This window comes from Neglectibacter sp. CSJ-5, assembly GCF_032490475.1.
GTDB classification, from domain to species: domain Bacteria; phylum Bacillota; class Clostridia; order Oscillospirales; family Acutalibacteraceae; genus Hominenteromicrobium; species Hominenteromicrobium mulieris.
Window position 1 is genome coordinate 40,022 of record NZ_JAVYJC010000009.1, and the last position, 23,953, is coordinate 63,974.

The following is a 23,953-nucleotide window of genomic DNA, read 5'->3' on the forward strand; positions in this document are numbered from 1 at the left end:
CTTATTGACAAATCGTGAACGCAGTGCTATTCTATGTACATAACATAAAAAAACGAGAACGGAATTAAAATTTGGTTATTTTTCACTTGGCTCTACAGTTTAAAGCTATTTATTAGCGTTGGTCTTCGGCTACGGAGCAATAGACCGATGCTATCGCAGAGTTTGAATGTTCTAAATACCGCCGCGTTCAGCGGAATGCGCACATCGCCGTACCGGATGCTAAAAAGGCGAGCGTGTGGAGGAAAGGTACATCAATGAACGGACAAGCGCTGTAAGATAAATAGGGGGCAAAGAACTTTGTTTCACAAAGTTCTTGCAGAATTTCGTCATAAATCACAGATTCTTGACGAAGTTCAAAACACCAGAGTGTTGCAAAGTGGGGTATGCTTTGCGACCTCAACACATTATGAACCGCAGGTTCACAAAACAAGAGAGGTATTGTATTATGAAGAAAAAGACCTTAGCTGTTCTTCTGTCGGCGGCCATGCTCGTCACCGGCATCCTGAGCGGCTGCGGTGGCGGCGGCAGCACAAGCAGTGCAGCATCCTCCGGCTCCACCGACAGCACCAGCAGCGCCGCGAGTGAGTCTTCTGCTTCCGAATCTACCGGCTCCGGCACGAATGCCGCCGCAGGTCAGGTTACGGCAGTTGGCACGAACCGTGACGAAACTCTGATCGTTGAGACTGCGTCTCCGACCGACACTCCGGGCCAGTTCAACAGCTACATGTCCGGTACGAACATGAACTTCGGTATTCATCAGCTGATGAGCGCACACCTTTGGGAAATGGACACCGTTTCCGGTGAGCAGTTCCCTGAAATTGCAGCCGATATGGGCACCCCGAACGAAGACTTTACCGAATGGACCGTTAAGATCCGCGAAGGCATCAAGTGGTCCGACGGTGAAGACCTGAACGCTGACGACGTTGTCTTCACGTTCAACATGATCAAAGAAAACGACAAGATCGGTGCTTCCGCAGCGACCAACCTCTACATCGATAAGGTTGAGAAGGTTGACGATTACACCGTTAAGTTCACGATGAAGGAATCCTTCCCGCGCTTTACACAGCGTTACGGCATCACCGTATGGGGCACCGATTACCGCATCGTTCCTGAGCACATTTACTCCCAGCAGGCTGATGTTACGACCTTTAAGGACGAGCAGCCGGTTGTAGCAGGCCCGTACACCGTAGAAGACTATGACTCCAACGGCGACTGGATCCTCTACAAGCTCCGTGACGACTGGAAAGAAAGTACGCTTGGCGTTGTAGGCACAGAGCACTACAACTACAGCGAAGATCAGGTTCCGGCAGAATATGTTTGGTTCCGTTATCTTGGCGACTCCTCCTCCAGACAGATGCAGATGGTCAGCAACGAAGTTGATATCCTCTGCGAAGTTACGATGGAAGAGCTGCAGGCAATGCAGAGCTCTAACGACAAGATCAACGCATGGTACAACGAGTTCCCGTATGCAACCATGGACGACCCGGGCGCAAAGGGCCTGGTGTTCTCTCAGGGTCAGGGCGCTCCGTACGACAACCCTGACTTCCGCTGGGCTATCGTTCTGGCACTGGATATCGACCAGATCTCCATGAACATCTTCTCCGGCGCAGGCCGTGCGGCTCCGATTCCGCTGCTCAACAACACCCAGTATCTCCAGGATACATACACCATCCCGATGCAGGAATGGCTTGAGAACTTTGAGCTTGACCTTGGCGATGGCACCACCATTAAGCCGTACGACACCGGCTATGCAAAGCGCATGGCTGAGAAGACCGGCGTAACCGGCACCGACGAAGAGCTCATCGATATGTTCGGCGCAGGCTGGTGGAAGCACGATCCGGAAGCAGCTGAAAAGCTCCTCATCAAAGCCGGCTTTGAGAAGAAGGACGACGGCTGGTACTTCAATGGTTCCAAGTTCACAACTGAAATCAGCTACCTTGCTGATACAGAAGCTCAGTCCGCTCGCGGCGCTCAGGCTGCTTACAACCAGCTGCAGGCGTTCGGCCTCGATTGCACCATTACTTCCAAGAGTACTGCTACTTGGGACGTTGACGGTGGTCAGGGCAACTACCAGATCGGCACTTACTGGCCGTCCGCTGGTATTCTGAAGGACTTCTACTCCGCTATCAGCGGTTGGGACAGCCGTCTGATGAAGCCGCTCGGCGAGACCGGTTCCGGTCAGGGCGCACGTTGGAAGAATGAGAAGGTTGACGAGATCCTTACCGAACTCGCAGGCGTTGATCCGACCAGCGACAAATCCTATGAGCTGCATCAGGAATTCCTGAAGGAAGCTGTTAAGGAAATGCCGGCAATCAACTTCCTCAGCGGTACAAAGTTCGTTCCGACCAACAGCACATATTGGGAAGGCTACCCGAACGCCGAGAACGCATATGACGGTCCGTGGTGGTGGTGGAGCCGCTTCAAGTATGACCTGCCGTTCATTCAGCCGGTTCAGGGCTAATTTGATAGCTTGAATACTTGGAGAGAATCCAATAGCACTAATCTGAAATGATCTGAAGAGGATGAGGGCGTGTGCCGAATACCCATGACCACGTCCGTCATCCTCTTTCTCATTTCCCAGAATATCCTGTTGTAATTTGTCTATAAGATAAGGAAGTGTGGCTGTGAAATTCAAAACATTCTTTTTACAGCGTATCCTTGCGTGGGCGTTGACGATCTTGATCGGCGTTACGTTCATCTTCTTCATCCCGCGTATGTTCCCTTCCGATCCTGTTGAGAACATGATCGCCCAGATGCAATCCCGTTCCGGCAACATGGATCCGGCAGAAATGGAAGCGCTACGTCAACAACTTAGAATTCAATTCGGTCTCGATGGCACTCTTCTTGAGCAGTATGGCTACTTCCTGCTGCATGGCCTTTTACAGTTTGACTTTGGCCCGTCTTTGATGAGCTATCCGGAGCCGGTTACCTCTATTATCGGTCGTAACCTGCCGTACACCCTCGGTTTGTCCCTGACCACCACGCTGCTTGCATGGATCATCGGCAACTTCATCGGTTTGCTTGCAGGTTTCCGTAAGAACAAGACATCCTCTAAAATCCTCGAAGGCATCGCGATCTGCATTTACCCGATCCCGTACTTCCTGGTCGCTCTTGTTCTGCAGATTGTCTTCGCGTTCGTCCTCGGCTGGTTCCCAATCCAGACAACGCTGCTTACCCGCGGCACGTTCGCACAGTGGCTCGGTTCGCTTCTGAAAGCGTCTGTTCTGCCGGGCATCTCCATGCTTCTGCTCGGCACAGGCTGGTGGATTATCTCTATGAAGTCCCTTGCCGGCACGACTGCAGAAGAAGACTTCGTTTTATATGCACGTTACCGCGGCATTTCCGAAGCGAAGATCGGTGCGAGCTACGTTTTCCGTAACTCCATCCTGACCCAGATTACGGCTTTGGCCATGAGCCTTGGCGGCGTCTTCGGCGGTTCCATCATGACAGAAATCATCTTCGGTTACCCGGGTGTCGGTACGCTGATCCAAAATGCGATTTTGCAGTCCGATTACAACATGATCCTCGGATGTATCACGATTTCCATCGTGGCGATTTCCACGGCGACGTTGGTTGTTGACCTTATATATCCGTTCATCGACCCGAGAATTCGTTACGGTTGATAAGGAGGGAAGTTGTAATGAAAAAATTTGCAAAATTTTGGAAAGCAGCCAACTTCCGCCTGAAGTTCGGTCTTATCGTGACCCTGATATTCTTTATCATCGGTTTCGTTGTTTACTATGTACCGCACGTGAACCCGTTCACGTTCAATACCTACCCGAATAAGCTGGGTGCTTCCGCAGAACACTGGCTGGGCACTACCAGTATGGGTCAGGATGTTGTGTGGCTGCTGATTGAAGCTATCCACAACTCGCTCGTCATCGGTCTCATCGTGGCATTCCTCGGCACGGTTGTCGGTGTTTTTGTCGGTCTGCTTTCCGGTTTTGCCGGTGGCCTTTTAGACCGCGTGCTGATGATTGTTACGGATACGTTCGTTGTTATTCCGTCTCTGCCGATCCTCATCATGATGACCTCCCTGATGAAGGGCAGCTCCACCACGATCGTGATGGCTCTTGTGCTTGCCATGTTCGCATGGGCTTGGCCGAGCCGCCAGATTCGTTCCATGGCGCTGAGCATTAAAGAGCGCGACTTTATCCACACGGCGAAGTTCTCCGGTGAAAGCACGGTGCAGATCGTCGTGACCGAGATTCTGCCGTATGCGCTGACCTGGTCGCTCTCCAACTTTATGAACGCTACGCTTTCCGCTATCGGTTCCGAGTCGAGCCTTGCTGTTCTGGGTCTTTCCCCCGGCAACCTTGTCTCCCTCGGCAACATGATTCAGTGGGCAAGAAGCTACAACGCAATTTTCAACAAGCAGTATCTCTGGATCGGCGCACCGATCGTTGCAACGGTTATTCTGTTTGTCGGCCTGTTCTTACTCATTACGGGCTATAACGATTACTTATCCATGAAGAGAGGCAGGTAACGAATATGTTAAAAGTCGAAAATCTGTCCACTTCTTACAAGCTCATCGACGGTGACGTTCACGTCCTTAACGACCTGAACTTTGAGATCCACGATAACGAGATATTCGGCATCGCCGGTGAATCCGGCTGCGGCAAGACCACACTGCTGAAGACCCTCTACGATATTATCGAGTTCCCGCTGGAGATCGACAAAGGTAAGGTTATCCTCAGCGGCGAAAAGAATGGACAATCCTTTTCTTATGAATCCGGAAACATTCAGAAGACCTGGTGGAACAACATTTCTTACGTTCCGCAGGCCGCGCAGAGCGTTCTGAACCCGATCGTTCGCCTGAAAAAGCAGTTTTTGGATTCTATTCCGCAGGAAGACCGCAAGAATGAAACGAAAGAGCAGACCCTCGCACGTGTTGCAAAATACCTCGAGGAGCTGAATCTTTCCCCGGATATTTTGGAATCTTATCCGTTCCAGCTTTCCGGCGGTATGCGCCAGCGTGTTATCATCGCGCTTGCGACCTTTATGTCCCCAAATGTCGTGCTTGCCGACGAACCGACCACCGCTCTGGACGTTGTTGTGCAGAAGGGTATTTTGAAAATGCTGATGCGCTTGCAGAAGCAACTCAAGAACACCATGGTCATCGTCAGCCACGATATGGGCGTGCATTATCAGATTACGGACCGCATGGCGATCATGTATTCCGGCAGCATCATCGAGCTTGGCCCGACCGATGCGATCTTTAATGACCCGATCCATCCGTACACGAAGATGCTGGTTGACTCCCTGCCGCGCGTTGGCGATAAGAGCCAGAAGGTCGGTATTCCGGGTCGTCCGCCGGCACTGAAGAACCCGCCTCCGGGATGCCGTTTCGCAGCACGCTGCCCGCATGCTACGGATCGTTGCCGTCAGGAGATTCCGGAGTTCATTGAAGTTAAGCCGGGCCGCTTTGCAGCCTGCCATTTGCTGAAGAAGGAGGGAGAGAAGAATGGCTGATAAATTGCTTGAAATCAAGGGCGTCAGCAAAATCTTCCGCGTAGGCGGTATGATTCGTGGCAAAAAGCTTGTTGCGGTTGACGACGTTACGCTTTCCATCGACAACGATAAGCCGGTCATCCTCTCCGTCGTTGGCGAATCCGGTTGCGGCAAGTCCACACTGTGTAAGATGGTTCTGCGTCTGCACAACCCGGATATGGGCGACATCGTGCTGGACGGCAAATCTTACCTCGACAAGAAAAGCTACAACGCAAAGCAGTTCAAGCTGGAAGTGCAGCCGATTTTCCAGAACCCGTATGAGTCTTTCTCCGCACGTAAGCCGGTAGACTCTTACCTGTTCAACACGGCGCTGCGCCTTGGCATTGCGAAAAACAAAGCAGAAGCTACAAACCTTGTAGATGACGCCCTGAAGAGCGTCGGTCTCTCTCTGGCGGTCGTACAGGGCAAATACCCCACCCAGTTCTCCGGCGGCGAGCTGCAGCGTGTTTCTATTGCACGTGCGCTTATCACCCGTCCGAAGCTGATCATTGCCGACGAACCGGTTGCGGCTATCGATGCTTCCATGAAAATGAACATCGTCAACCTGTTCAAGGAGCTGAAGGATAAGTACAAGGTCTCCTTTATCTACATCACCCATGACCTTTCCACGGCGTACTATGTATCCGATTACATTGCAACGCTGTACCGCGGCTGTCTCATTGAGTACGGCCCGGCCAAGGAGATCATGGACGAGCCTGCACACCCGTACACGGAGCTTTTGATGAGCGCTGTGCCGCGTATCGGCGACAAGTGGGCGGATGACGACATGGCGTTGCCGGATATGGAGTCTAAGGAATATTCCATCACCTACTGCAAGTTCGCACCGCGCTGCCCCTATGCGACGGACGAATGCAGAAAATCGCGCCCGGGCGAAACCTATCTGAACGATGTCAGAAAGGTCATGTGCTTCCACCCGCTGATTCAGCCGAAGAAGTAAAGCCTCTGCGCACAACAAAATAAACAAGCTACACTTGCCGACCCCCTGAAGGCCCATAAAGCCGACGTTTCCTCCGTCATTGCTTTATGGGTATCAGGGGGTCAATTTTTGCTTTGTGGGCGTGCTTTAAAACAGTTGAAAACATGTCGGGATTGTTATAAAAAGCAGGGAAATTCGGCGGAATAAGGATTGAAGTTTGTCGCGAAATACGGTATACTGATTCACAAGCGGCGCTGCGGGGTTTGCGGGCCGAATTTTAGAGTTTTGGGGAGAAAATACAATGAAAACGAAGACGCGCTTTGCGTGGAAACAATTTCTGAAAAATCTTGCGATCATCGCGATCCCGGTGGCTTTGCAGAACATGCTGACGACAACCGGCAGCATGATCGACACCATGATGATCGCGCCGCTGGGCGAAACGACCGTGGGTGCGGTGGGCCTTTGCGCACAGTTTTCCTCGCTGATGTTTGCGGGCTACTGGGGCTTTTTCGGCGGCGGCATGCTATTTTTCTCGCAGTATTGGGGCGCGCAGGATGACGACGGCATCGACCATTCCTACGGCCTGACGCTGACCTGCATGATGATCGTGGGACTTACATTCGGCGTCTTTGCGATTTTTGCGCCGGAAACCGTGATGAAGCTCTATACGGATAAAGAGAGCATTCAGGTGATTGGCGCGGAATATCTGCGCATCATCGGATTCGGTTACCCCGTGCAGGTGTTTTCCATGGCGATGAGCGCTCTGCTGCGTTCTACGGAGCGCGTGCGCATCCCGCTGTTCGCGTCAATCGCCTCGGTAGCGGCGAATATTTTCCTTAACTGGGTGTTCATTTACGGAAAGTTCGGCTTGCCGGAGATGGGCGTGCGCGGCGCGGCGCTGGCAACGACTTTGGCGGCGGTTATCAACGTTTTGGTCGTTTTGATTTTGGCGTGTGCGCAGAAGTACCCATATCTGTTCCACTTTAAAAAGCACTTCCGCTGGAATAAGAAGCAGGTGAAAATCTACTTCGTCAAGTGCTTCCCCATCATCTGCAACGAAGTGCTCATCGGCGTGGGCAACATGGTTATCAACGTTGTTTTGGGCAGACAGTCCGAACAGGCCATTGCGGCCATCGCGGTGTTCCGCACGCTGGAGGGCATGGTCATCAGCTTCTTTGCCGGTTTCTCAAATGCGGCTTCCGTTTTGGTCGGCACATGCGTGGGCTCCGGCGAGTTGGACGCAGCCTACGAGCGCGCAAAACGCCTTGTGTTCCTGTGCGGCAGCACGATTTTGTGCGTATGTCTGGTGCTGCTCGGTATCCACAAGCCGCTGCTTTCCGCGATGAGTCTTTCCGGCGAATCGATGGAGATCGGTTCACACATGCTGATGATCTACTGCGTGGCGGCGGTCATTCGCATGTGCAACTGGGTGCAGAACGATACGTATAGAGCCGCGGGCGACGCGGCGTTCGGCACAATCCGCGAAATCGCATTTATGTACGCGATGGTGCTGCCGCTGGTGTGCCTGACGGGCCTTGTGTGGAAAGCGCCGTTCCTTGTTGTTTTTGCGTGCTGTTATATCGACGAGCCGATCCGTCTCATTTTGATGCAGCGGCACATGTACTCCGGCAAATGGGTACGCCCCGTTACGCCGCAGGGCATGGAAGCGTTGCCGGCGTTTATGAAAAAGCATGGACGTCATAAGAAGGCGGCGTAAACAACTTAAAGACAGCAAAAAGGACTTCCGAAAAGAAGTCCTTTTTTCGTGTGCATGAAATTTAGTGGATGTTCTCTTTGATCCACCTTGCGTCGTCGGCGATGCACTTGTCGTGCTCGTCGTAGAAGCCTTCGCGCTCTACGACCCAGAACGCTTCAAAGTCCTGCTCGTCGAGTGCATCTTTGATATCCTGCCAGTTCATGTTGGACTCCGGCGCGCCCATGGGGCACTGCACCGCAAAGCGCTTTTTGCCCTCGGGGCTGTTTGCCTGTGCGTTGAAGCCGTCCAAAATCTTCTGACGCTCTTCAAGCGGCATTTCCTTGACGTTGGCAAACGAATTGGCGTGGCCTGCCTCTTCTGCCGCGTGGCGGGAAGCCGGTCTCGGGCCGGGGCCCTGCACCTTGCTGTTTTCCTTTACATGGATGGCGACAAAGCGGTTTTTATAGCGGCGGATGAACGAAGGCGGATAGCAGCCGCCGTTCTGTGCCCAGCCGCAGTCGAGCTGCGAGTAGCACTTTGTGCTGTTGTCAAGCAGGTGCTCAAGCAGCGTTTTGCCCTCATCCATGAAGAATTCCTGGCTGTGGTTGTGGTAGCCGATCTTGATGCCGTACGGCTCTGCCATTTCTGCCATTTCATCGAGCTTGTGCGCGACTTCGACGGCTTCTGCCTTGTTGCAGAACGGCGTGCCTGCCCAGATGACGGCCTTGCCGCCGAGCTCGGCAATCTTTTTGACGATCTCTTCTGTCGGCTCCGCGTGGATGGAAACAACCTCAAGGCCGGTCTCTTTCAGCCACTTTTTGATGTCCTCGATGTCGTTATCGAGGTCGACCGGCAGCAGTTCGACGCCCGTAAAGCCGAGGGACGCGATGGTCTTGAATTTATCAAGCAGCGTGGGCCCGAGGCCGAGATAGCTCGCGATGCCGCCGAAAGAATATGTACCGATATTGACTTTCATGTAAACTTCCCCAATCGTAACAAATTTATGAAAAATAAATTCATATATCAAGTAAAATCATACCATATACACAAATAAGCGTCAACCGAAATTATGGGGAGCGATGAAAAATTTGCAGGCTATTTTATGGCGAAATTGTCGGGGACAACGCAATTTTTCGGAAATTTCGGCGTGTCGGCGGTTTCATACCACGCTTTGTAGACCGGGATGAGTTCTGTTAGGGGGATTTTTTCCGGGCGGTCGAGGAAACCAAGTAAATTTGCCATGCGGCCGAGGAGTTCTTCGGGCGTGAAACGCGTGCGCAGAACGCCGATGTCGAGATCGCGCTCGCGCTTGCTTAAACGGCGGCCGTCGTGATTGACGAGTAGCGGAATGTGCCCGTAGTGCGGCGGTGTGTGGCCGAGTGCGTGAAAGAGCTGAATTTGGCAGCCGGTGGAAGGGAGCAGGTCACGCCCGCGGACGACTTCCGTCACGCCCATTAAAGCATCGTCTACGGTGACGGCGAGCTGGTACGCGTGCACGCCGTCGCTGCGGCGCACGATGAAATCGCCGAACGTGGACTGAACATTTATATTTTGCGGGCCGCAGTATAGATCTTCAAACGTGACGGTGTCCTCCGGTGCGCGAAAACGCAAGCTTGGGCGGCGCGTGCGGCTTTTTTCTTCGGCTTCGGCGGGCGTCAAATTTCGGCATAAACCGGGGTAGCGGAACGTGCCATCGCCCGCATGGGGCGCGGAGACCGCGTGCAGCTCCGCGCGGGTGCAAAAGCATGGGTAAACATCGTTTTTGGCGCGGAGTTCACTTAACGCCGATTCGTATAGCTCGCGGCGCGCGCTTTGGTAGTAGGGGGCGTGGGTGCGCTCGTGGCCGGGGCCTTCGTCCCAAGTGAGGCCGAGCCATGTTAGATCGTCCATTAAAAGCTCGGCTTTTTCGCGTGTGCAGCGGTCGGGGTCGAGGTCTTCGATGCGCAGGAGCATCTCGCCGTTTTGGCTGCGCACGGAAAGCCACGCGAGAAGCGCGCAGCAGAGGTTGCCAAGGTGCATGCGCCCCGAGGGGCTGGGCGCAAACCGCCCGCGGACAGGGGTAGGTTGTGAGGTGGACATACTAAAAATCCTTTCGGAGAAAATTTAAAATTATAAAATCATTTTACCGCAGATTTTGGGCGCGCGCAACGGTTTTGGGACGGAGAAGTGAATTGACAGGTGTGCACCAAACGGGTAAAATGAAATAGCAAAGTTTTGCACAGCCCGCGGCAACGGCGGTTAAAAGTTTTGCCCGCCTTTTCAAAGGCGGCGGAATCCAAGGGCAGCGCCCTTGGTCGAGCTCCGCAGAGCTCGAAACTCTTTAGACTTTAGAATAAGAGGATATCAAAATGAACGAAAAAGAAATCTCGGAAATTCGCCGCCGATTCAGGGCGGATAAAAGCAATATCACCCATGTGCGCGGGTGCTACGTCAACGAAAAGCAGGAAATCGTCTCGCAATTCGACCAGCCGCTCTCCCTGCTGCCGCAGGAGGAATGCGAAAATATGCTTTCCGTGCTGCGCCGTACGCTTTCCGGCACGCTCGGCAAAAATCTCATCGAAATGCCGTTTACGACTGCGCAGGTCGTTGACAGCGATGAGCACCGGCTGCTGATGGCGCTGCGCGACTCAAAGCTTACCGATGAGGAAGCCGTACAGACGTTTTTTGAGAAGGTCATCGCATCATACAGACCCGAGGGTACGTATCTCATTTTGCTCGCGAACGATACATACGACGTGCCGTACCGCGCAAAGGACGGCGAAACGCTGGAGGATGCCTCGGAGAATATCTATAATTACGTTCTGTGTACCGTCTGCCCCGTGAAGCAGACAAAGCCCGTTTTGGGGTACGACGTGCCGGAAAATACGTTCCACAATCGCGATATCGATTGGCTTGTTTCCGCGCCGCAGCTGGGCTTTTTGTTCCCGTCGTTCACCGACCGCAGCGCCGATATTTACAGCGCCATGTACTACTGCCGCAGCGCTTCGGAAAGCTACGATGAATTTATAGACGCGGTGTTCAACCGCGAAGCGCCCATGCCCGCAGAGGAGCAGAAAACGACGTTTGGCACGATTTTGGGCGATGCCTTAAATGACGCGTGCAGTTTAGACGTCGTACAGACCGTGCACAGCCGCCTTTGCGGAATGATCGAGGAACACAAGGCGAGCAAGGATCCGGAGCCGCTGACCATTACGGGACGCACGATGAAAACGATGCTGACCGCTTGCGGCGTGCCGGGCGAGAAAGCCGAAAAGTTTGAGGAAGCCTGCGCGGAGCAGTTCGGCGCGGACGCGGCACTCAGCCCGCGCAACCTTGTGGAGACGAAGAAATTCGAGATCGAAACGCCGGAGGTGCAAATTCGCGTCGACCCCGAGTACAGCGAGTGGATCGAGACGCGCTACATTGACGGCGCACCGTACATCCTCATTCCCGCCGGCGCGGGCGTGCAGGTGAACGGCGTGCCGATCGCCATCACTCGCCCGGACGTGGAGTATGAGGAGGAAGAATGATGGAATTCAAAGAACTGAATATGGAGATTTTAAAACGGCGAGGGTAAGGTCATCGGCTACTTCGAGTGACACGAGATGCGCTGGGATTTCAGCGACCCCGGTAAGCCTGTTGCGGTGCCGAAGCTGGAAGCAGGATATTAAGACAAAACAAGCGGCGCACAGGGTGTGAAAACTCTGTGCGCCGCTGATTTTATGTGCTTTTAAATTTACTCGAAATCAGCGTTCATGAAGAGCTCGAGCATTTTGACCGTCGCTTCGATGTCCTTTTGGCTCACGATGGCGTTCGGGCCGTGGGTGTAGCGGGTGACGACCGAGAAGCCAATCGTTTTGATGCCGCCGCCGACGAGCGTCATGGCGCCTGCGTCCGTGCCGCCGACATAGATGACGTCTTTCTGGTACGGGACGTTGTGTTCTTTGCACAGCGCGATGGATTTATTCACAAGGCCTTCGTCGCTGATGGAACCGGTGTCGGAGATTTTGATGGCGACGCCGTGGTCGAGCGCGTTGCTGCCCTCCAAATCGCCCGGGCGGTCGTGGCACGGGGTGACGTCCACCGCGACGCCGATGTCCGGCTGAATACGCTGCGCCGTGACCTGCCCGCCGCGCGTGCCGACCTCCTCCTGCACGGTGAACGCGAGGTAGATGTCGTTCTTCGGCTTTTTCACGTTCATCATCGCCGCCAGCAGCATATAGCAGCCGACGCGGTCGTCGATGGCCTTTGCGGTGATGTAGCCCGGCGCAAGCTCCGTGTACGGGCCCTCATAGCATGCAACGTCGCCGACATCAACGTATTTTAAAACTTCTTCCTTGCTGTGCAGACCGATGTCGATGTAGCAATCGGTATAGCGCTTATAGCCGCCGGCGCTCAGCTTTTCCGGCGGGATGCGGCTTGCGACCACGCCAACCACGCCGTTGCGGAAGCGGACGCGGCTCTGGTACGTTGTAAACGTCCAGCAGCAGCCGAGCTCCTTAAACATAATGCGGCCGTCTTCCTCAATTTTAATGACCTGAAAGCCGATCTCATCGGTGTGGGCGGCAAGCTCTATGCGCTTTTTGTGCTCGCCCGCGCCCTTAAAATAGGCGATGACGCTGCCGTTTGGGTCGGTGGTAATGTCGTCGGCAAGCGGGGCTAACTTTTCTTTAATATAGTCTGCAACGGCGGTCTCGTAGCCGCTGACGCCGTGCAGCTGGGTGAGTTCTTCAAATAACTTCATACGGGTTTTCCTCCTCTGAACGGGGCAGAAAGCCGTAGTCCGGCGTTATTCTGCCATGACGGACGCAATGTCTTTGCAGAGTGCGTCCACGTTTTCGTCCGTCGTCGCCCAGCTTGTACAAAGGCGGACGGCGCTGTGTGTTTCGTCCACGCGCGCCCAATAGGAATACTTGTACTTTTCCGCGAGCTTTTCGAGCGCAGTATCCGGGAAAATGGGGAACTGCTGGTTCGTCGGCGAGGGGGCAAAGAACGCGCAGCCCGCATCTTCGCACGCTTTTGCAATGCGCTTTGCCTGCCGCACGGCTTTTTCGCTGATCTTAAAATAAAGATCGTCCGTGAAAAGCTCGTCAAACTGAATACCGAGCAGTCGGCCTTTAGCCAGCATGCCGCCGCGCTGCTTGATGTGGTAGCGGAAATCCGTTTTGAGCGCCGGGTTTGTGACTACGACCGCTTCGCCGAACAAAGCACCGACCTTCGTGCCGCCGATGTAGAAGACATCGGAAAGCGCGCAGAGATCTGCAAGCGTCACGTCATTTTCGGGAGCCGTCAGGCCGTAGCCGAGACGTGCGCCGTCAACAAAGAGGTACAGCCCGCAGCGCGTGCAGACATCGTGCAGGGCGGTCAGCTCCGCTTTGGAATATAACCCGCCGTTTTCCGTGGGCAGGGAGATGTAAACGAGCTTCGGCTGCACCATGTGCTCAAACGAGGCATCGTTCACGTGCGCCAGATAGGCGTTTTCCACCTGTTCTGCGGTGATCTTGCCGTCCGGGGTGGAGGGCAGAGGCAGCACTTTGTGACCCGTCGCTTCCACTGCGCCCGTTTCATGCACGTTGATGTGTCCGGTTTCCGCACTCAGCGCACCCTGGTGCGGGCGAAGAATCGCTGCAATAACGGTGGCATTCGTCTGCGTGCCGCCGACGAGAAAATGCACGTCCACGTCCTCGCGACCGCATGCTTTGCGGATCTTCGCGCGCGCCAAATCGCAAATTTCGTCCTCGCCGTAGCCGACAGTCTGCATCATATTCGTTTCACAAAGGCGCTTTAAAATGTTCGGGTGGCAGCCTTCGGTGTAATCACAGTTAAAGTAAATCAAAATTTCGCTTCCTTCCGTATCCCGCCGCACAGAGACAATCTCCGCCGAACGGAACTGAATGCAAGCACAGACGAGTGAGCTTGCAAAAACACACCCGTTTGCGCTATACGAATAAATATACCATGCAAAACTGGATTTGTAAAGCATACGTTATGCAAAAAACATGGGCTTTGTTTTTGGCGATGTATGTCGTGCGCAAAATCGCCCGCAGAGCGATAACATCAGGCGCAAGCCCAATAACACAGTGAAGTCAAATCATACGCCGCAGGCGTATAGCATTGCGGCACACTTTATAAAGGAAGCGTGCCGCTGTGGGCGCATTTTTACGGCGAAAATGCTTGACAAAGGCGGGGCGGCTATTGTATAATACAAAAGCTGTAAAGAAAAAAACTTTACAGCAGGGCGCTTGAAATTGGAAACGCCCGGAAACGGAGCGAACTATGGCAAAGGATCTGCGCATCACGTTCCTGCTGGATTTTTACGGCGACATGCTCACCGAAAAGCAGCGCGAGGTCGTGGAATGCTATTATAACGAAGACCTTTCTTTAGCGGAGATTGCAGAGGAGAAGGGCATCACGCGGCAGGGCGTGCGCGACGGCATCAAGCGCGCCGAACAGCAGCTTCTTGAAATGGAAGAACGGCTGGGTCTTGCAAAGCGCTTCCGCAGCGTGCAGGAAGAACTGACGCAGATCTGCGACCACGCGTTACAGATCGAAGCGGAAAACGAAAAGAACGGCGGCGACCCGGTCATTCGGCAGAACGTGGAGAGCATTTTGCGCTCCGCAAAGAAGCTGACAGACTGAGCGGCGCGGCTCTGAAAGGATTTTTACATGGCGTTTGAAGGTCTTGCCGATAAGCTCGGCAACGCGTTTAAAAAGTTAAAAAGCAAAGGCAAGCTGACGGAAAGCGACGTTAAGGAGGCTATGCGCGAGGTGCGGTTGGCGCTGCTCGAAGCCGACGTCAACTACAAGGTCGCAAAGGACTTTACCGCGCGCATTACGGAACGCGCCGTGGGCGAGGACGTTATGGAAAGCCTCACCCCCGCGCAGATGGTCATCAAGATCGTCAACGAAGAGCTGACGGCTTTGATGGGCGGCAGCGAAGAGCGCCTGAAAATGCCCGCGCACCCGCCGGCTGTCATCATGATGTGCGGCTTGCAGGGTGCCGGTAAAACGACGCACAGCGCAAAGCTTGCGAAAATGCTGAAAAGCCGCGGCAGCCGTCCGTTGCTTGTTGCAGGCGATATTTACCGCCCGGCGGCTATCAAGCAGTTACAGGTCGTGGGCGCACAGGCCGGCGTACCCGTCTTTGAGATGGGCACCGAAGACCCGGTGAAGATCGCGCAGGCGGCTGTTCGCCACGCGCGCGACTACGGCAACGATTACGTCATCATCGATACCGCAGGCCGTCTGCAGATCGATGAAGCGCTCATGAATGAGCTGAAAAATATAAAAGAAGCGGTGAACCCCACGGACATTCTGCTCGTGGTGGACGCCATGACCGGCCAGGAGGCCGTGAACGTCGCAAAGTCGTTTGATGATCTGCTCGACATCACGGGCGTGATTTTAACAAAGCTCGACGGCGATACCCGCGGCGGTGCGGCGCTTTCCGTTAAGGCCATCACCGGCAAGCCCATCAAGTTCGCCGGCACGGGCGAAAAGATTGACGACCTCGAGGTTTTCCACCCCGACCGTATGGCGAGCCGTATCCTCGGCATGGGCGACGTGCTGTCCCTCATCGAAGACGCACAGGCGAAAATGGATGAAAAGTCCGCGGCGCGCACCGCAGAGCGCATGATGCAGAACAAGATGGACTTCAACGACCTCTTGGAGCAGTTCCAACAGGTGAAGAAGATGGGCCCGTTAAAGGGCATCCTCTCGAAATTGCCCGGCATCAACAGCTCGAAGCTCGATGAAATGGACATTGACGACCGCATTATGGACCGCAACGCGGCGATCATCCTTTCCATGACCCCCGAAGAACGCGCAAAGCCGGAGCTTTTGCAGGCTTCCCGCAAGCGCCGCATCGCGGCAGGCTGCGGCATGAAGGTGGAAGACGTCAACCGTCTTTGCAACCAGCTCAAGCAGATGCAGAAGCTGATGAAGCAGTTCGGCGGCAAAAAGGGCAAGAAAATGATGGCGCGTATGGGCGGCATGGGCGGTTTCGGCGGCCCGGATATGGGTGGCATGGGCGGCTTCCCAATGTAAATGCGATAAAGAAACGAACTTCATTTGTTTCTGACGCAAGACGTATATCTGAATTGTAAATATTGCCGACGAATCGTTGGTTAATAGATAAAACTTATTTTTTATAATATGGAGGAAATTACCATGGTTAAGATCAGACTTCGCAGAATGGGTGCTAAGAAGGCTCCTTTCTACCGCATCGTTGTTGCAGATTCCCGTTACCCGAGAGACGGCCGTTTCATCGAGGAAATCGGCTACTACAACCCGATGGAAGAGCCGAGCGTTGTAAAGGTTGATCCGGAAAAGGCAAAGGCTTGGATGGAAAAGGGCGCACAGCCGACTGATACCGTTAAGGCACTGTTCAAGAAGCACGGTGTTATCTGATTGCCCGTCTTCTCGTTTGAGAAAGGAACAATCTTATGCAGGAATTACTGAAAATCATCGCGCAGGGTCTTGTTGAAAAGCCGGAAGAGGTTTCCGTTACACTCGATGAGCCCAAGGAAGACGGTTCCGTCGTCTATCATCTTCACGTTGCGGAAGAGGACATGGGCAGAGTAATCGGCAAGCAGGGCCGCATTGCGAAAGCGATTCGCGTTGTTATGCGTGCCGCAGCAACACGCAGCAGCGAAAAGGTCGTTGTTGAGATCGATTGATCGAAAGAGGGACGCACGGGCTTCGTGCGTCCTTTTTATATTAAAAGAGAGGAAGGCTTTCGCTGCGGCAGAGCCGAGGAAAACACATGAAAAAACAATTTCTGGAAGCGGGAAGGATCGTGGGTACGCACGGCGTACGCGGCGAAATGCGCGTGGAACCGTGGTGCGATTCCGCCGATTTTCTGAAAAAAGTGAAGACCCTGTATTTTGACGGCGGCAAAACGGATGCCGGGCTCCTATCTTCCCGCGTGCACAAAAGCCTTTTGCTGGTGCGCTTAAAGGGCGTGGAAAGCGCCACACAGGCCGATCTGTACAGGGGCAAAATTCTATATCTTGACCGAAACGACGTGCGCCTGCCGAAAAACCGCTACTTCGTGGAAGATCTCATCGGCCTTCATGTCATCGATGACGCAACGGGTGTGGAATACGGCACGGTGCAGGACGTTTTCGAGACCGGTGCGAACAACGTGTACCGCATTGTAAACGGCGCGGGCGAGGAATTTCTGTTCCCCGCCGTGGACGCCATGATCGCGAAGACGGACATTGAAATCGGAAAGCTGTTTGTAAAGCCCATTCCGGGTATTTTCGGCGACGGCGCGGAGACCGTGCCCGTAAACGCCGGGGAGGCAGCGGATGCGGATTGATATTGTGACACTTTTCCCCGAAATGTGCGAGAATATTTTGAACGAGAGCATCATCGGCCGTGCGCGCGCACGCGGGTATTTGCAGGTGTGCTGTCACCAGCTGCGCGACCATGGTGAGGGCGTGCATAAGCGCGTGGACGACTGCACGTTTGGCGGCGGAAAGGGCATGCTTTTGATGGCGCAGCCCATAGCGAAGGCGTTTGACGAGATCATCGAACAAACCGCCGTGCGCCCGCATATTGTGTATATGTCCCCCCGCGGACGGGTCTTAGACCAGGAAAAAGTGAAGGAGCTCGCCAAAAACGAGAATATCATCGTGCTTTGCGGGCATTATGAGGGTGTGGATGAGCGCGTTTTGGAGGAATACGACGTGGAGGAAATCTCCATCGGCGATTTTGTCCTGACGGGCGGCGAGCTGCCCGCCGTAATCCTCACCGATGCCGTGGCGCGCATGCTGCCCGGCGTGCTTTCCGAAGACGTGTGCTTTGAGGAAGAAAGCCATTATGACGGGCTTTTGGAATATCCGCAGTATACCCGTCCCTCTGCTTGGCGCGGCAGAGAGGTGCCGCAGGTGCTTTTAAACGGCCACCACGAAAAAATCAAAAAATGGCGGCGCGAACAATCTTTGAAGGTCACGCAGAAAGCCCGCCCGGACCTCTTTGAAAAAGCTGAGCTGACTGCGGAAGAAAAACGCGCTTTCGGCAGAAAATAAGCGGATTTTAGGAATGTTTAACCCTCTGTGACGAACTGATTTTACGAAATGTTTTCAACAAGCAGAGCAAAATGCACAAACACGGATCGTTTCATAGCGATATGCCACGGGCATATATCCAAAAATGGGGTACCCCGCTTGACGGGGGGACAAATTATGCTATAATAACTTATATTGAAGCATTTTGAGCTTTAGAATCATGTTTGACATTCAGAGTATGTAATGTATTACTTACAGGAGAGTGAATCGCAATGTGTGTTAAGAAGGACGTTTTGGTTCAGAATCAGGTTGGTCTCCATGCAAGACCGGCAACTTTCTTCATCCAGAAGGCAAACGAGTTTAAGTCTTCCATCTGGGTTGAGAAGGACGAGCGCCGCGTAAACGCAAAGAGCCTGCTGGGCGTTCTGTCTCTGGGCATCGTCGGCGGTACGTCGATCGACATCATCGCTGATGGTTCCGATGAGCAGGAAGCTGTTGACAGCCTCGTGGCTCTTGTTGAATCCGGCTTTGCCGAATAATTTCAGCTTGTCAAAACGGCGCCTATCGGAGCATTTCCGGTAGGCGTTTCTTCTTTCTCAGTCGCTTAGTGACTGAGCCGCATGGAGGTGCGCATGGTACAGCTTACGGAAGAAAAAATGGCGCATATCAAAGAGCTGCGCAAAAAGGCGATGAAGCTGCCGCTTCACCCGGGCGTGTACATCATGCACAGCCGCGATGATACCATCATCTACATCGGCAAGGCGAAAGCGCTTAAAAACCGTGTCAGCCAGTATTTCGGCTCGGATAAAAACCATAATGAAAAGGTGCGCCGCATGGTCTCGAATGTCGAGTATTTCGAGTATATTCTGACGGACAGCGAGTTTGAAGCGCTCATTTTGGAAAGCAGTTTAATCAAGCAGCACCAGCCGAAGTACAACATCCTCTTAAAGGACGATAAGGGGTACAGTTATATTAAGGTGACAGCGGGTGACTGGCCGCGCATTTCGGAGACGAAGCAGGTCCTGAATGACGGCGCAAAGTATATCGGCCCATACCTTTCCGCGTGGACAATCAAGGACACTGTGGAAGAAGCGCGGAAGATTTTCCGTCTGCCGTCCTGCACGCGCAAATTCCCGCAGGAGATCGGCCGCGGCCGCCCGTGCCTCAACTACTACATCAAGCAGTGCTGTGCCCCATGCCGCGGGCACGTGAGCCAAAAGGAATACAACGAGGCCGTGCAGGAGGCGCTTGATTTCATCCGCGGCGGCACAAGCGATTCCGTGCGCACGCTGACGGAGAAAATGAACGAGGCGGCTGAAAATCTCGATTTTGAGCTTGCCGCGCGCATCCGTGACCGCATTACGGCCATCAACAAGCTGAAAGAGCGCCAAAAGGTTGTCGCAAGCCGCGTGCCGGAACAGGACGTCATCGCGCTCGTGCTCGGCGGCGAAAAGGTGAGCATTCAGGTGTTCCGCTTTGCGGGCGGCAGACTGTATGACCGCGAATCGTTTTTGTTAAACGCCGACGACGAGCCGGAGCAGATCCGCAGCGAATTTGTCATGCAATATTATTCGATGCGCGATAAGATCCCGCCCGTCATCACGATAGACGGCCCCGTCAACGACGACGGCGTCCTTGAAGAATGGCTGACGAAAAAGGCGGAGCGCCGCGTGAAGTTCCACATTCCGCAAAAGGGTGAACAGAAGCAGCTTGTGGAAATGTGCCGCACGAACGCCGCGGAAGCGCTTGCGCAGGCTATGGGCCGCGCCACGGGCCGTGAGACCTCCGCGCTCGATGAACTGCGCCAGCTTTTAAATCTGCCCAAAACGCCGGAATATATTGAATCCTACGATATTTCAAACCTTGCGGGCGGCGAGAACGTTGCGGGTATGATCGTGTTTGAAAACGGCCGCCCGCTGAAAAGTGCGTATCGCAAGTTTAAAATCAAGACTGTCGTCGGACAGGACGACTACGGCAGCATGCGCGAGGTCATCCGCCGCCGTTTTGAAGAATACCGCGCCGCCGATAAGCCCGAGGGCTTCGGCAGACTGCCCGACCTCATTCTGCTCGACGGCGGCAAAGGGCACGTGGGCGCCATACGTCCGCTTCTGCGCGAAATGGGCATCGACGTGCCGGTATACGGCATGGTAAAGGACGATAAGCACCGCACGCGCGCCATCACGGAGGACGGCGGCGAAATCGCCATTCAGTCTACGCGCGCGGTGTTCACGCTGGTGTCGAGCATTCAGGACGAGGTGCACCGCTTTGCCATCGGCTACCACCGCCAGCAGCGCAAAAAGGCGACCATCTCCACCACGCTCACGTCCATTCCGGGTATCGGCGAAACGCGCGCCAAAGCGTTGATGAAGCACTTTACGACCATACGTGCCGTCAGCGAGGCGACGGAGGAAATGCTGGAGGAAACGCCCGGCATGAACGCCCCTGCCGCCCGCGCCGTCTACCGTTATTTCCACAGCGAAGAAAACGATGGGGAATAACGTTGTTCCCGCGTATTTTTCGACGTTTCTCTGCAAAAACTGCGCAAAAACGGTTGACATATTTCTATTCAAATGAGATAATAACTTGAAGTGTGTCCGTACATGTTTTTTAGATTTCGGATACGGACTTCCAAAAGAGAAAGGAGTGTTCGGCTGTGCGTATCATAACCGGTTCCCGCCGAGGCAGAAAATTGAAAACGCTCCCGGGCGATGCTGTGCGTCCCACGCCGGACCGCGTAAAAGAGGCGCTTTTCAACATTTTGCAGTTTGATCTGGAGGGCCGCGTGTTTCTCGACCTGTTTGCGGGCTCCGGCCAGATCGGTCTCGAGGCGCTCAGCCGCGGCGCAAAGCGCGCTGTGTTCGTAGACAGCGCCAAGGCATCCTGCGGCATCGTGCTGGAGAACATCCACACCACAGGGTTTGAAAACGAAGCGCAGGTGATGAACGCGGAGTATGCTTCGTATCTGCTGCGCTGCACCGAGACCTTCGACATCGCATTTCTCGATCCGCCGTATCGCACGGGCACGCTCACAAAGGCGCTCCTTGCGGTCACGCCGCACATGAACCGCGGCGGCATCGTGATTTGCGAGCACCCCACGGACGAAGAGCTGCCGGAGACGGCGGGGGAATTCGTGCGCGTGCGCGACTACCGTTACGGAAAAATCTTGCTGACCGCGTATCGCCATCAAAGCATGGTGTAAGCGCAAAAAAGGCGGTATATCAATGAGAATAGGGATCTGTCCGGGCAGCTTTGACCCGGTCACGCTGGGACACATGGACATCATCTCCCGTGCGTGCAAAATTTTCGACAAAGTCATCGTCGCGGTACCGGTAAACCCGGATAAGCGCGCGAGCTTTACGGTGGAGGAGCGCATGGAAATGCTGCGCACCGTCACGGCCGATATGGAAAATGTAGAGGTAGACTGCGTGCGCGGTCTTTTGGCGGATTACGCAAGCGAAAAGCATGCGGCTGCCATTGTGAAGGGTCTGCGCGCAATCTCCGACTTTGAATATGAATTTCAGATGGCGCTCACCAATAAAAAGCTGAATCCGGAGTTTGAAACGCTGTTCCTGCCGACCAGCATCGAGCACATGTTCCTCAGCTCCAGCATGGTCAAGCAGATTGCGGGCTTCGGCGGCGATATTTCCCATTTTGTGCCCGAGTGCCTTTTAGAGAAAATAAATCAGAGACTTTGCCGCACGGCAGACTGAATGCGGCTAAAAATACGAAAGGAATGGATTTTTTATGAGCAACACGCAGGCAACCGTAGAAGATTTAATTGATGAATTGACCGACGTACTGGAGAAAGGCTGGCACCTTCCCTTTGCAGGCGGCAAATCGTTTATAGATAGCGAAGACGCAAAGCAGATCCTTGATGAGATTCGCGAGGCGATCCCGTCCGAAGTGCGCAAGGCGAAGGCCATCGTCGCAGACCGCGCCCAGATCATCAGCGAGGCACAGCGCGAGGCGGAGACCATCGTGCGCGTCGCAGAGGAGAAGGCAAAAGCACTCGTCAACCAGGAAGAGATCGTGCGCCAGGCACAGGCAAAAGCAAACGACATCATGGCGCAGACGCAGGAGAAGTTCCGCAGCATGCAGAAGGCTTCCAACGACTATGTGGAAGATCTGCTCCGCCGCACAGACGACGCGATGAGCGCCAACCTTGCAGAGCTGAGAAAGACCCGCCAGTCCATCCACGGCACGAGCGCACAGCAGTAATTTAAGAGCTTTAAACGGCAGTTCGCGGCAGTTGGGCGAGCTGCCGTTTTTGTTAAAATAAGCGAACGGAAACGGCGGTTTAAAGTCTTTAGTCAAGTTTTCTTCGAGAAAACTTGCGGATTCTTAGGGTAGCGCCCTAAGTCGCCATTCTCAATGGCGAAATCCTTTTGCCTATCCAAAACGTCCACTGGACGTTTTAAGTGTAGAGAACCCGGTTGCATGGGTTCCCTGAAAGGGCGGCAGCGCCGCCCTTTTTATAAATGACCTACGTTTTCCACAAAAAGCGTGTAAACGGAGCCGCTTCCGAAAACCGGGAATGTGAACAAACTGCAAAAGTTTTTTTGCATGAGAATACACAGAATTTTCAACATGGCGCTATTTTGCCGAAAATCGGAAAATATACGAACAAAATCCAAGAAAAATATCGGAAATCCGCGCCTTTTCATCGAACATGGTAAACATAAATTTTTTTGCCGCGGGTTGATTTTCTATGTGGGATAAGGTATAATGGACGTGCAAGCAGCGAAAACCCTGCGGAAAACCGCATGGGCTTTGGATTTTCATTGCCTTTTCGCCCTGCTTGGCGCTCATCCGCCCGGCTTTTTTCGGGCAAAGTTCAATGAGGAGTGTCTGCCGGAACGCATCCGTTCCGCCGGACAAATATATCATGAGTGAAATTCATTTTGAGCATAAACCGGTGCTGTTCAAAGAGACCATCGAGTCCTTGAACATCGACCCGGAAGGCACTTATATAGACGGCACCGCGGGCGGCGGCGGCCACTCCGGCGCGATTTTACAACGCCTGACAACGGGCACGTTGCTTTCCATCGACTGCGACCCGGACGCCATTACCGTTGTGAAAGAGCGGCTCGGTAAATATCCCGGCTCCGTCGTTGCCATGGGCAACTTCTGCGATATGGACAAGATCGCGTTAGAGCACGGCATCGTTAATGTCGACGGCGTGCTGCTCGATATCGGCGTTTCGTCCTATCAGCTCGATACCGCAGAGCGCGGCTTTTCCTACCACGCTGACGCCCCGCTCGATATGCGCATGAGCCAAAGCGGCACCTCGGCCGCAGACCTTGTAAACACACTCTCTTGGCAGGAATTGGCCGAGATCATCAGCCGTTACGGCGAAGATAAAAGCGCGGTGCGCATTGCAAAGGGCATTGTGAAAGCGCGCGAAGAAAAACCGATTGAAACTACATTAGAACTTGCGGAGATCATCCGCGAAAGCGTGCCGGCAGCGGTGCGCCGCGCGGAGGGACATCCGGCCAGAAGAACGTTTCAGGCGCTGCGCATTGCGGTAAACGGCGAGCTGGACGCGCTCAAAAAGGGTCTTGCGGCGGCGTTTGGGCTGTTAAAGCCCGGCGGCAGGCTTTCCGTCATCACGTTCCATTCGCTTGAAGACCGCATCGTCAAGCAGCAGATGAACAAGTGGTGCGAGGGCTGCACCTGCCCGAAAGATTTCCCCGTGTGCGTGTGCGGCAACAAGCCGAAGGGCAAGCTCATCTACAAAAAGGGTCTTGCACCGAGTGAGGAAGAGCTTCGCGAAAACCCGCGCGCCCGCAGCGCAAGGCTGCGCGTTATTGAAAAACTGTGAGATTTTGAAAGATTAGGGTA

At 54.0% G+C, this 23,953-nt stretch carries 23 protein-coding genes; 19 read left to right on the forward strand and 4 right to left on the reverse strand.

What is annotated here, in order from left to right; translation table 11 throughout:
- Positions 1-445: 445 nt before the first annotated feature.
- The 6 genes from R2K26_RS14060 (at position 446) to R2K26_RS14085 (ending at position 8,144) form a co-directional block, all read left to right on the forward strand.
- Positions 446-2,461 (forward strand): ABC transporter substrate-binding protein, encoded by a 2,016-nt coding sequence (locus tag R2K26_RS14060; RefSeq protein ID WP_316523113.1) that lies wholly within the window; start codon positions 446-448, stop codon positions 2,459-2,461.
- Positions 2,462-2,624: 163 nt separating this feature from the next.
- Positions 2,625-3,623 (forward strand): ABC transporter permease, encoded by a 999-nt coding sequence (locus R2K26_RS14065; RefSeq protein WP_308448515.1) that lies wholly within the window; start codon positions 2,625-2,627, stop codon positions 3,621-3,623.
- Positions 3,624-3,640: 17 nt separating this feature from the next.
- Complete coding sequence (locus tag R2K26_RS14070; protein ID WP_308448516.1) at positions 3,641-4,486, forward strand: ABC transporter permease; 846 nt, start codon at positions 3,641-3,643, stop codon at positions 4,484-4,486.
- Between the two features lie 5 nt (positions 4,487-4,491).
- Positions 4,492-5,472, forward strand: coding sequence for an ABC transporter ATP-binding protein (locus R2K26_RS14075; RefSeq protein WP_176820393.1), 981 nt, complete (start codon positions 4,492-4,494; stop codon positions 5,470-5,472).
- A complete protein-coding gene (locus R2K26_RS14080) occupies positions 5,465-6,448 on the forward strand; it encodes an ABC transporter ATP-binding protein (protein WP_316523118.1) in 984 nt (327 codons plus the stop codon). Before R2K26_RS14075 ends, R2K26_RS14080 begins: the two co-directional genes overlap by 8 nt.
- A gap of 280 nt (positions 6,449-6,728) precedes the next feature.
- Entirely contained in the window at positions 6,729-8,144 is a 1,416-nt protein-coding gene (locus tag R2K26_RS14085; RefSeq protein WP_316523120.1) for an MATE family efflux transporter, read from the forward strand.
- Positions 8,145-8,205: 61 nt separating this feature from the next.
- Here the strand turns inward: R2K26_RS14085 and R2K26_RS14090 are convergent, their stop codons facing one another.
- On the reverse strand, positions 8,206-9,099 hold the full coding sequence (locus tag R2K26_RS14090) for a TIM barrel protein (protein WP_316523122.1): 894 nt from the start codon (positions 9,097-9,099) through the stop codon (positions 8,206-8,208).
- 119 nt (positions 9,100-9,218) lie between these two features.
- Positions 9,219-10,202 carry a tRNA glutamyl-Q(34) synthetase GluQRS gene (gene gluQRS / locus R2K26_RS14095; RefSeq protein WP_316523124.1) on the reverse strand — a complete coding sequence of 328 codons (984 nt, stop codon included), beginning with the start codon at positions 10,200-10,202 and terminating at the stop codon, positions 9,219-9,221.
- A gap of 269 nt (positions 10,203-10,471) precedes the next feature.
- Here gluQRS and R2K26_RS14100 point away from each other — a divergent pair, with 269 nt between their 5' ends.
- Positions 10,472-11,632, forward strand: a complete 1,161-nt coding sequence (locus tag R2K26_RS14100) for a DUF4317 domain-containing protein (RefSeq protein WP_316523126.1) — start codon at positions 10,472-10,474, stop codon at positions 11,630-11,632.
- Between the two features lie 206 nt (positions 11,633-11,838).
- Here R2K26_RS14100 and R2K26_RS14105 read toward each other — a convergent pair whose 3' ends face one another.
- Both R2K26_RS14105 and R2K26_RS14110 read right to left on the reverse strand, forming a co-directional pair.
- Entirely contained in the window at positions 11,839-12,846 is a 1,008-nt protein-coding gene (locus R2K26_RS14105) for a M20/M25/M40 family metallo-hydrolase (RefSeq protein WP_316523128.1), read from the reverse strand.
- Positions 12,847-12,891: 45 nt separating this feature from the next.
- Complete coding sequence (locus R2K26_RS14110) at positions 12,892-13,938, reverse strand: aminotransferase class I/II-fold pyridoxal phosphate-dependent enzyme (protein WP_316523129.1); 1,047 nt, start codon at positions 13,936-13,938, stop codon at positions 12,892-12,894.
- A 440-nt stretch (positions 13,939-14,378) separates the two neighbouring features.
- Between R2K26_RS14110 and ylxM the strand changes: the two genes are divergently transcribed.
- The 12 genes from ylxM (at position 14,379) to rsmH (ending at position 23,933) form a co-directional block, all read left to right on the forward strand.
- The gene (gene ylxM, locus R2K26_RS14115; protein WP_176819780.1) at positions 14,379-14,741 is read left to right on the forward strand and encodes a YlxM family DNA-binding protein; all 363 of its coding nucleotides are present in this window, start codon (positions 14,379-14,381) and stop codon (positions 14,739-14,741) included.
- A gap of 27 nt (positions 14,742-14,768) precedes the next feature.
- Entirely contained in the window at positions 14,769-16,145 is a 1,377-nt protein-coding gene (gene ffh / locus R2K26_RS14120; protein ID WP_316523132.1) for a signal recognition particle protein, read from the forward strand.
- A gap of 123 nt (positions 16,146-16,268) precedes the next feature.
- The gene (rpsP, locus tag R2K26_RS14125) at positions 16,269-16,508 is read left to right on the forward strand and encodes a 30S ribosomal protein S16 (RefSeq protein WP_176819782.1); all 240 of its coding nucleotides are present in this window, start codon (positions 16,269-16,271) and stop codon (positions 16,506-16,508) included.
- A 35-nt stretch (positions 16,509-16,543) separates the two neighbouring features.
- Complete coding sequence (locus R2K26_RS14130; protein WP_176819783.1) at positions 16,544-16,777, forward strand: KH domain-containing protein; 234 nt, start codon at positions 16,544-16,546, stop codon at positions 16,775-16,777.
- Positions 16,778-16,863: 86 nt separating this feature from the next.
- Positions 16,864-17,421 (forward strand): ribosome maturation factor RimM, encoded by a 558-nt coding sequence (gene rimM, locus R2K26_RS14135; protein ID WP_316523137.1) that lies wholly within the window; start codon positions 16,864-16,866, stop codon positions 17,419-17,421.
- Complete coding sequence (gene trmD, locus R2K26_RS14140; RefSeq protein ID WP_308448525.1) at positions 17,411-18,133, forward strand: tRNA (guanosine(37)-N1)-methyltransferase TrmD; 723 nt, start codon at positions 17,411-17,413, stop codon at positions 18,131-18,133. The genes rimM and trmD overlap by 11 nt, the downstream gene beginning before the upstream one ends.
- Before the next feature lie 251 nt (positions 18,134-18,384).
- Positions 18,385-18,651, forward strand: coding sequence for an HPr family phosphocarrier protein (locus tag R2K26_RS14145; protein WP_176819786.1), 267 nt, complete (start codon positions 18,385-18,387; stop codon positions 18,649-18,651).
- 93 nt (positions 18,652-18,744) lie between these two features.
- Complete coding sequence (uvrC, locus tag R2K26_RS14150; protein WP_308448526.1) at positions 18,745-20,610, forward strand: excinuclease ABC subunit UvrC; 1,866 nt, start codon at positions 18,745-18,747, stop codon at positions 20,608-20,610.
- Positions 20,611-20,723: 113 nt separating this feature from the next.
- Positions 20,724-21,311, forward strand: coding sequence for a 16S rRNA (guanine(966)-N(2))-methyltransferase RsmD (gene rsmD / locus R2K26_RS14155; protein ID WP_316523174.1), 588 nt, complete (start codon positions 20,724-20,726; stop codon positions 21,309-21,311).
- 22 nt (positions 21,312-21,333) lie between these two features.
- Positions 21,334-21,822 carry a pantetheine-phosphate adenylyltransferase gene (coaD, locus tag R2K26_RS14160; RefSeq protein ID WP_176819788.1) on the forward strand — a complete coding sequence of 163 codons (489 nt, stop codon included), beginning with the start codon at positions 21,334-21,336 and terminating at the stop codon, positions 21,820-21,822.
- A gap of 34 nt (positions 21,823-21,856) precedes the next feature.
- Positions 21,857-22,330, forward strand: a complete 474-nt coding sequence (locus R2K26_RS14165) for an ATPase (RefSeq protein WP_176819789.1) — start codon at positions 21,857-21,859, stop codon at positions 22,328-22,330.
- Between the two features lie 676 nt (positions 22,331-23,006).
- Positions 23,007-23,933, forward strand: coding sequence for a 16S rRNA (cytosine(1402)-N(4))-methyltransferase RsmH (gene rsmH / locus R2K26_RS14170; protein WP_396897261.1), 927 nt, complete (start codon positions 23,007-23,009; stop codon positions 23,931-23,933).
- Positions 23,934-23,953 lie beyond the last annotated feature (20 nt).

Bases quoted from the DNA above. Each gene is read 5' to 3' on its own strand.
- R2K26_RS14060 (WP_316523113.1), top strand. From the start codon at position 446: ATGAAGAAAAAGACCTTAGCTGTTCTTCTGTCGGCGGCCATGCTCGTC.
- R2K26_RS14070 (WP_308448516.1), top strand. From the start codon at position 3,641: ATGAAAAAATTTGCAAAATTTTGGAAAGCAGCCAACTTCCGCCTGAAG.
- R2K26_RS14075 (WP_176820393.1), top strand. From the start codon at position 4,492: ATGTTAAAAGTCGAAAATCTGTCCACTTCTTACAAGCTCATCGACGGT.
- R2K26_RS14080 (WP_316523118.1), top strand. From the start codon at position 5,465: ATGGCTGATAAATTGCTTGAAATCAAGGGCGTCAGCAAAATCTTCCGC.
- R2K26_RS14085 (WP_316523120.1), top strand. From the start codon at position 6,729: ATGAAAACGAAGACGCGCTTTGCGTGGAAACAATTTCTGAAAAATCTT.
- R2K26_RS14090 (WP_316523122.1), bottom strand. From the start codon at position 9,099: ATGAAAGTCAATATCGGTACATATTCTTTCGGCGGCATCGCGAGCTAT.
- gluQRS (WP_316523124.1), bottom strand. From the start codon at position 10,202: ATGTCCACCTCACAACCTACCCCTGTCCGCGGGCGGTTTGCGCCCAGC.
- R2K26_RS14100 (WP_316523126.1), top strand. From the start codon at position 10,472: ATGAACGAAAAAGAAATCTCGGAAATTCGCCGCCGATTCAGGGCGGAT.
- R2K26_RS14105 (WP_316523128.1), bottom strand. From the start codon at position 12,846: ATGAAGTTATTTGAAGAACTCACCCAGCTGCACGGCGTCAGCGGCTAC.
- ylxM (WP_176819780.1), top strand. From the start codon at position 14,379: ATGGCAAAGGATCTGCGCATCACGTTCCTGCTGGATTTTTACGGCGAC.
- ffh (WP_316523132.1), top strand. From the start codon at position 14,769: ATGGCGTTTGAAGGTCTTGCCGATAAGCTCGGCAACGCGTTTAAAAAG.
- rpsP (WP_176819782.1), top strand. From the start codon at position 16,269: ATGGTTAAGATCAGACTTCGCAGAATGGGTGCTAAGAAGGCTCCTTTC.
- R2K26_RS14130 (WP_176819783.1), top strand. From the start codon at position 16,544: ATGCAGGAATTACTGAAAATCATCGCGCAGGGTCTTGTTGAAAAGCCG.
- rimM (WP_316523137.1), top strand. From the start codon at position 16,864: ATGAAAAAACAATTTCTGGAAGCGGGAAGGATCGTGGGTACGCACGGC.
- trmD (WP_308448525.1), top strand. From the start codon at position 17,411: ATGCGGATTGATATTGTGACACTTTTCCCCGAAATGTGCGAGAATATT.
- R2K26_RS14145 (WP_176819786.1), top strand. From the start codon at position 18,385: ATGTGTGTTAAGAAGGACGTTTTGGTTCAGAATCAGGTTGGTCTCCAT.
- uvrC (WP_308448526.1), top strand. From the start codon at position 18,745: ATGGTACAGCTTACGGAAGAAAAAATGGCGCATATCAAAGAGCTGCGC.
- coaD (WP_176819788.1), top strand. From the start codon at position 21,334: ATGAGAATAGGGATCTGTCCGGGCAGCTTTGACCCGGTCACGCTGGGA.
- R2K26_RS14165 (WP_176819789.1), top strand. From the start codon at position 21,857: ATGAGCAACACGCAGGCAACCGTAGAAGATTTAATTGATGAATTGACC.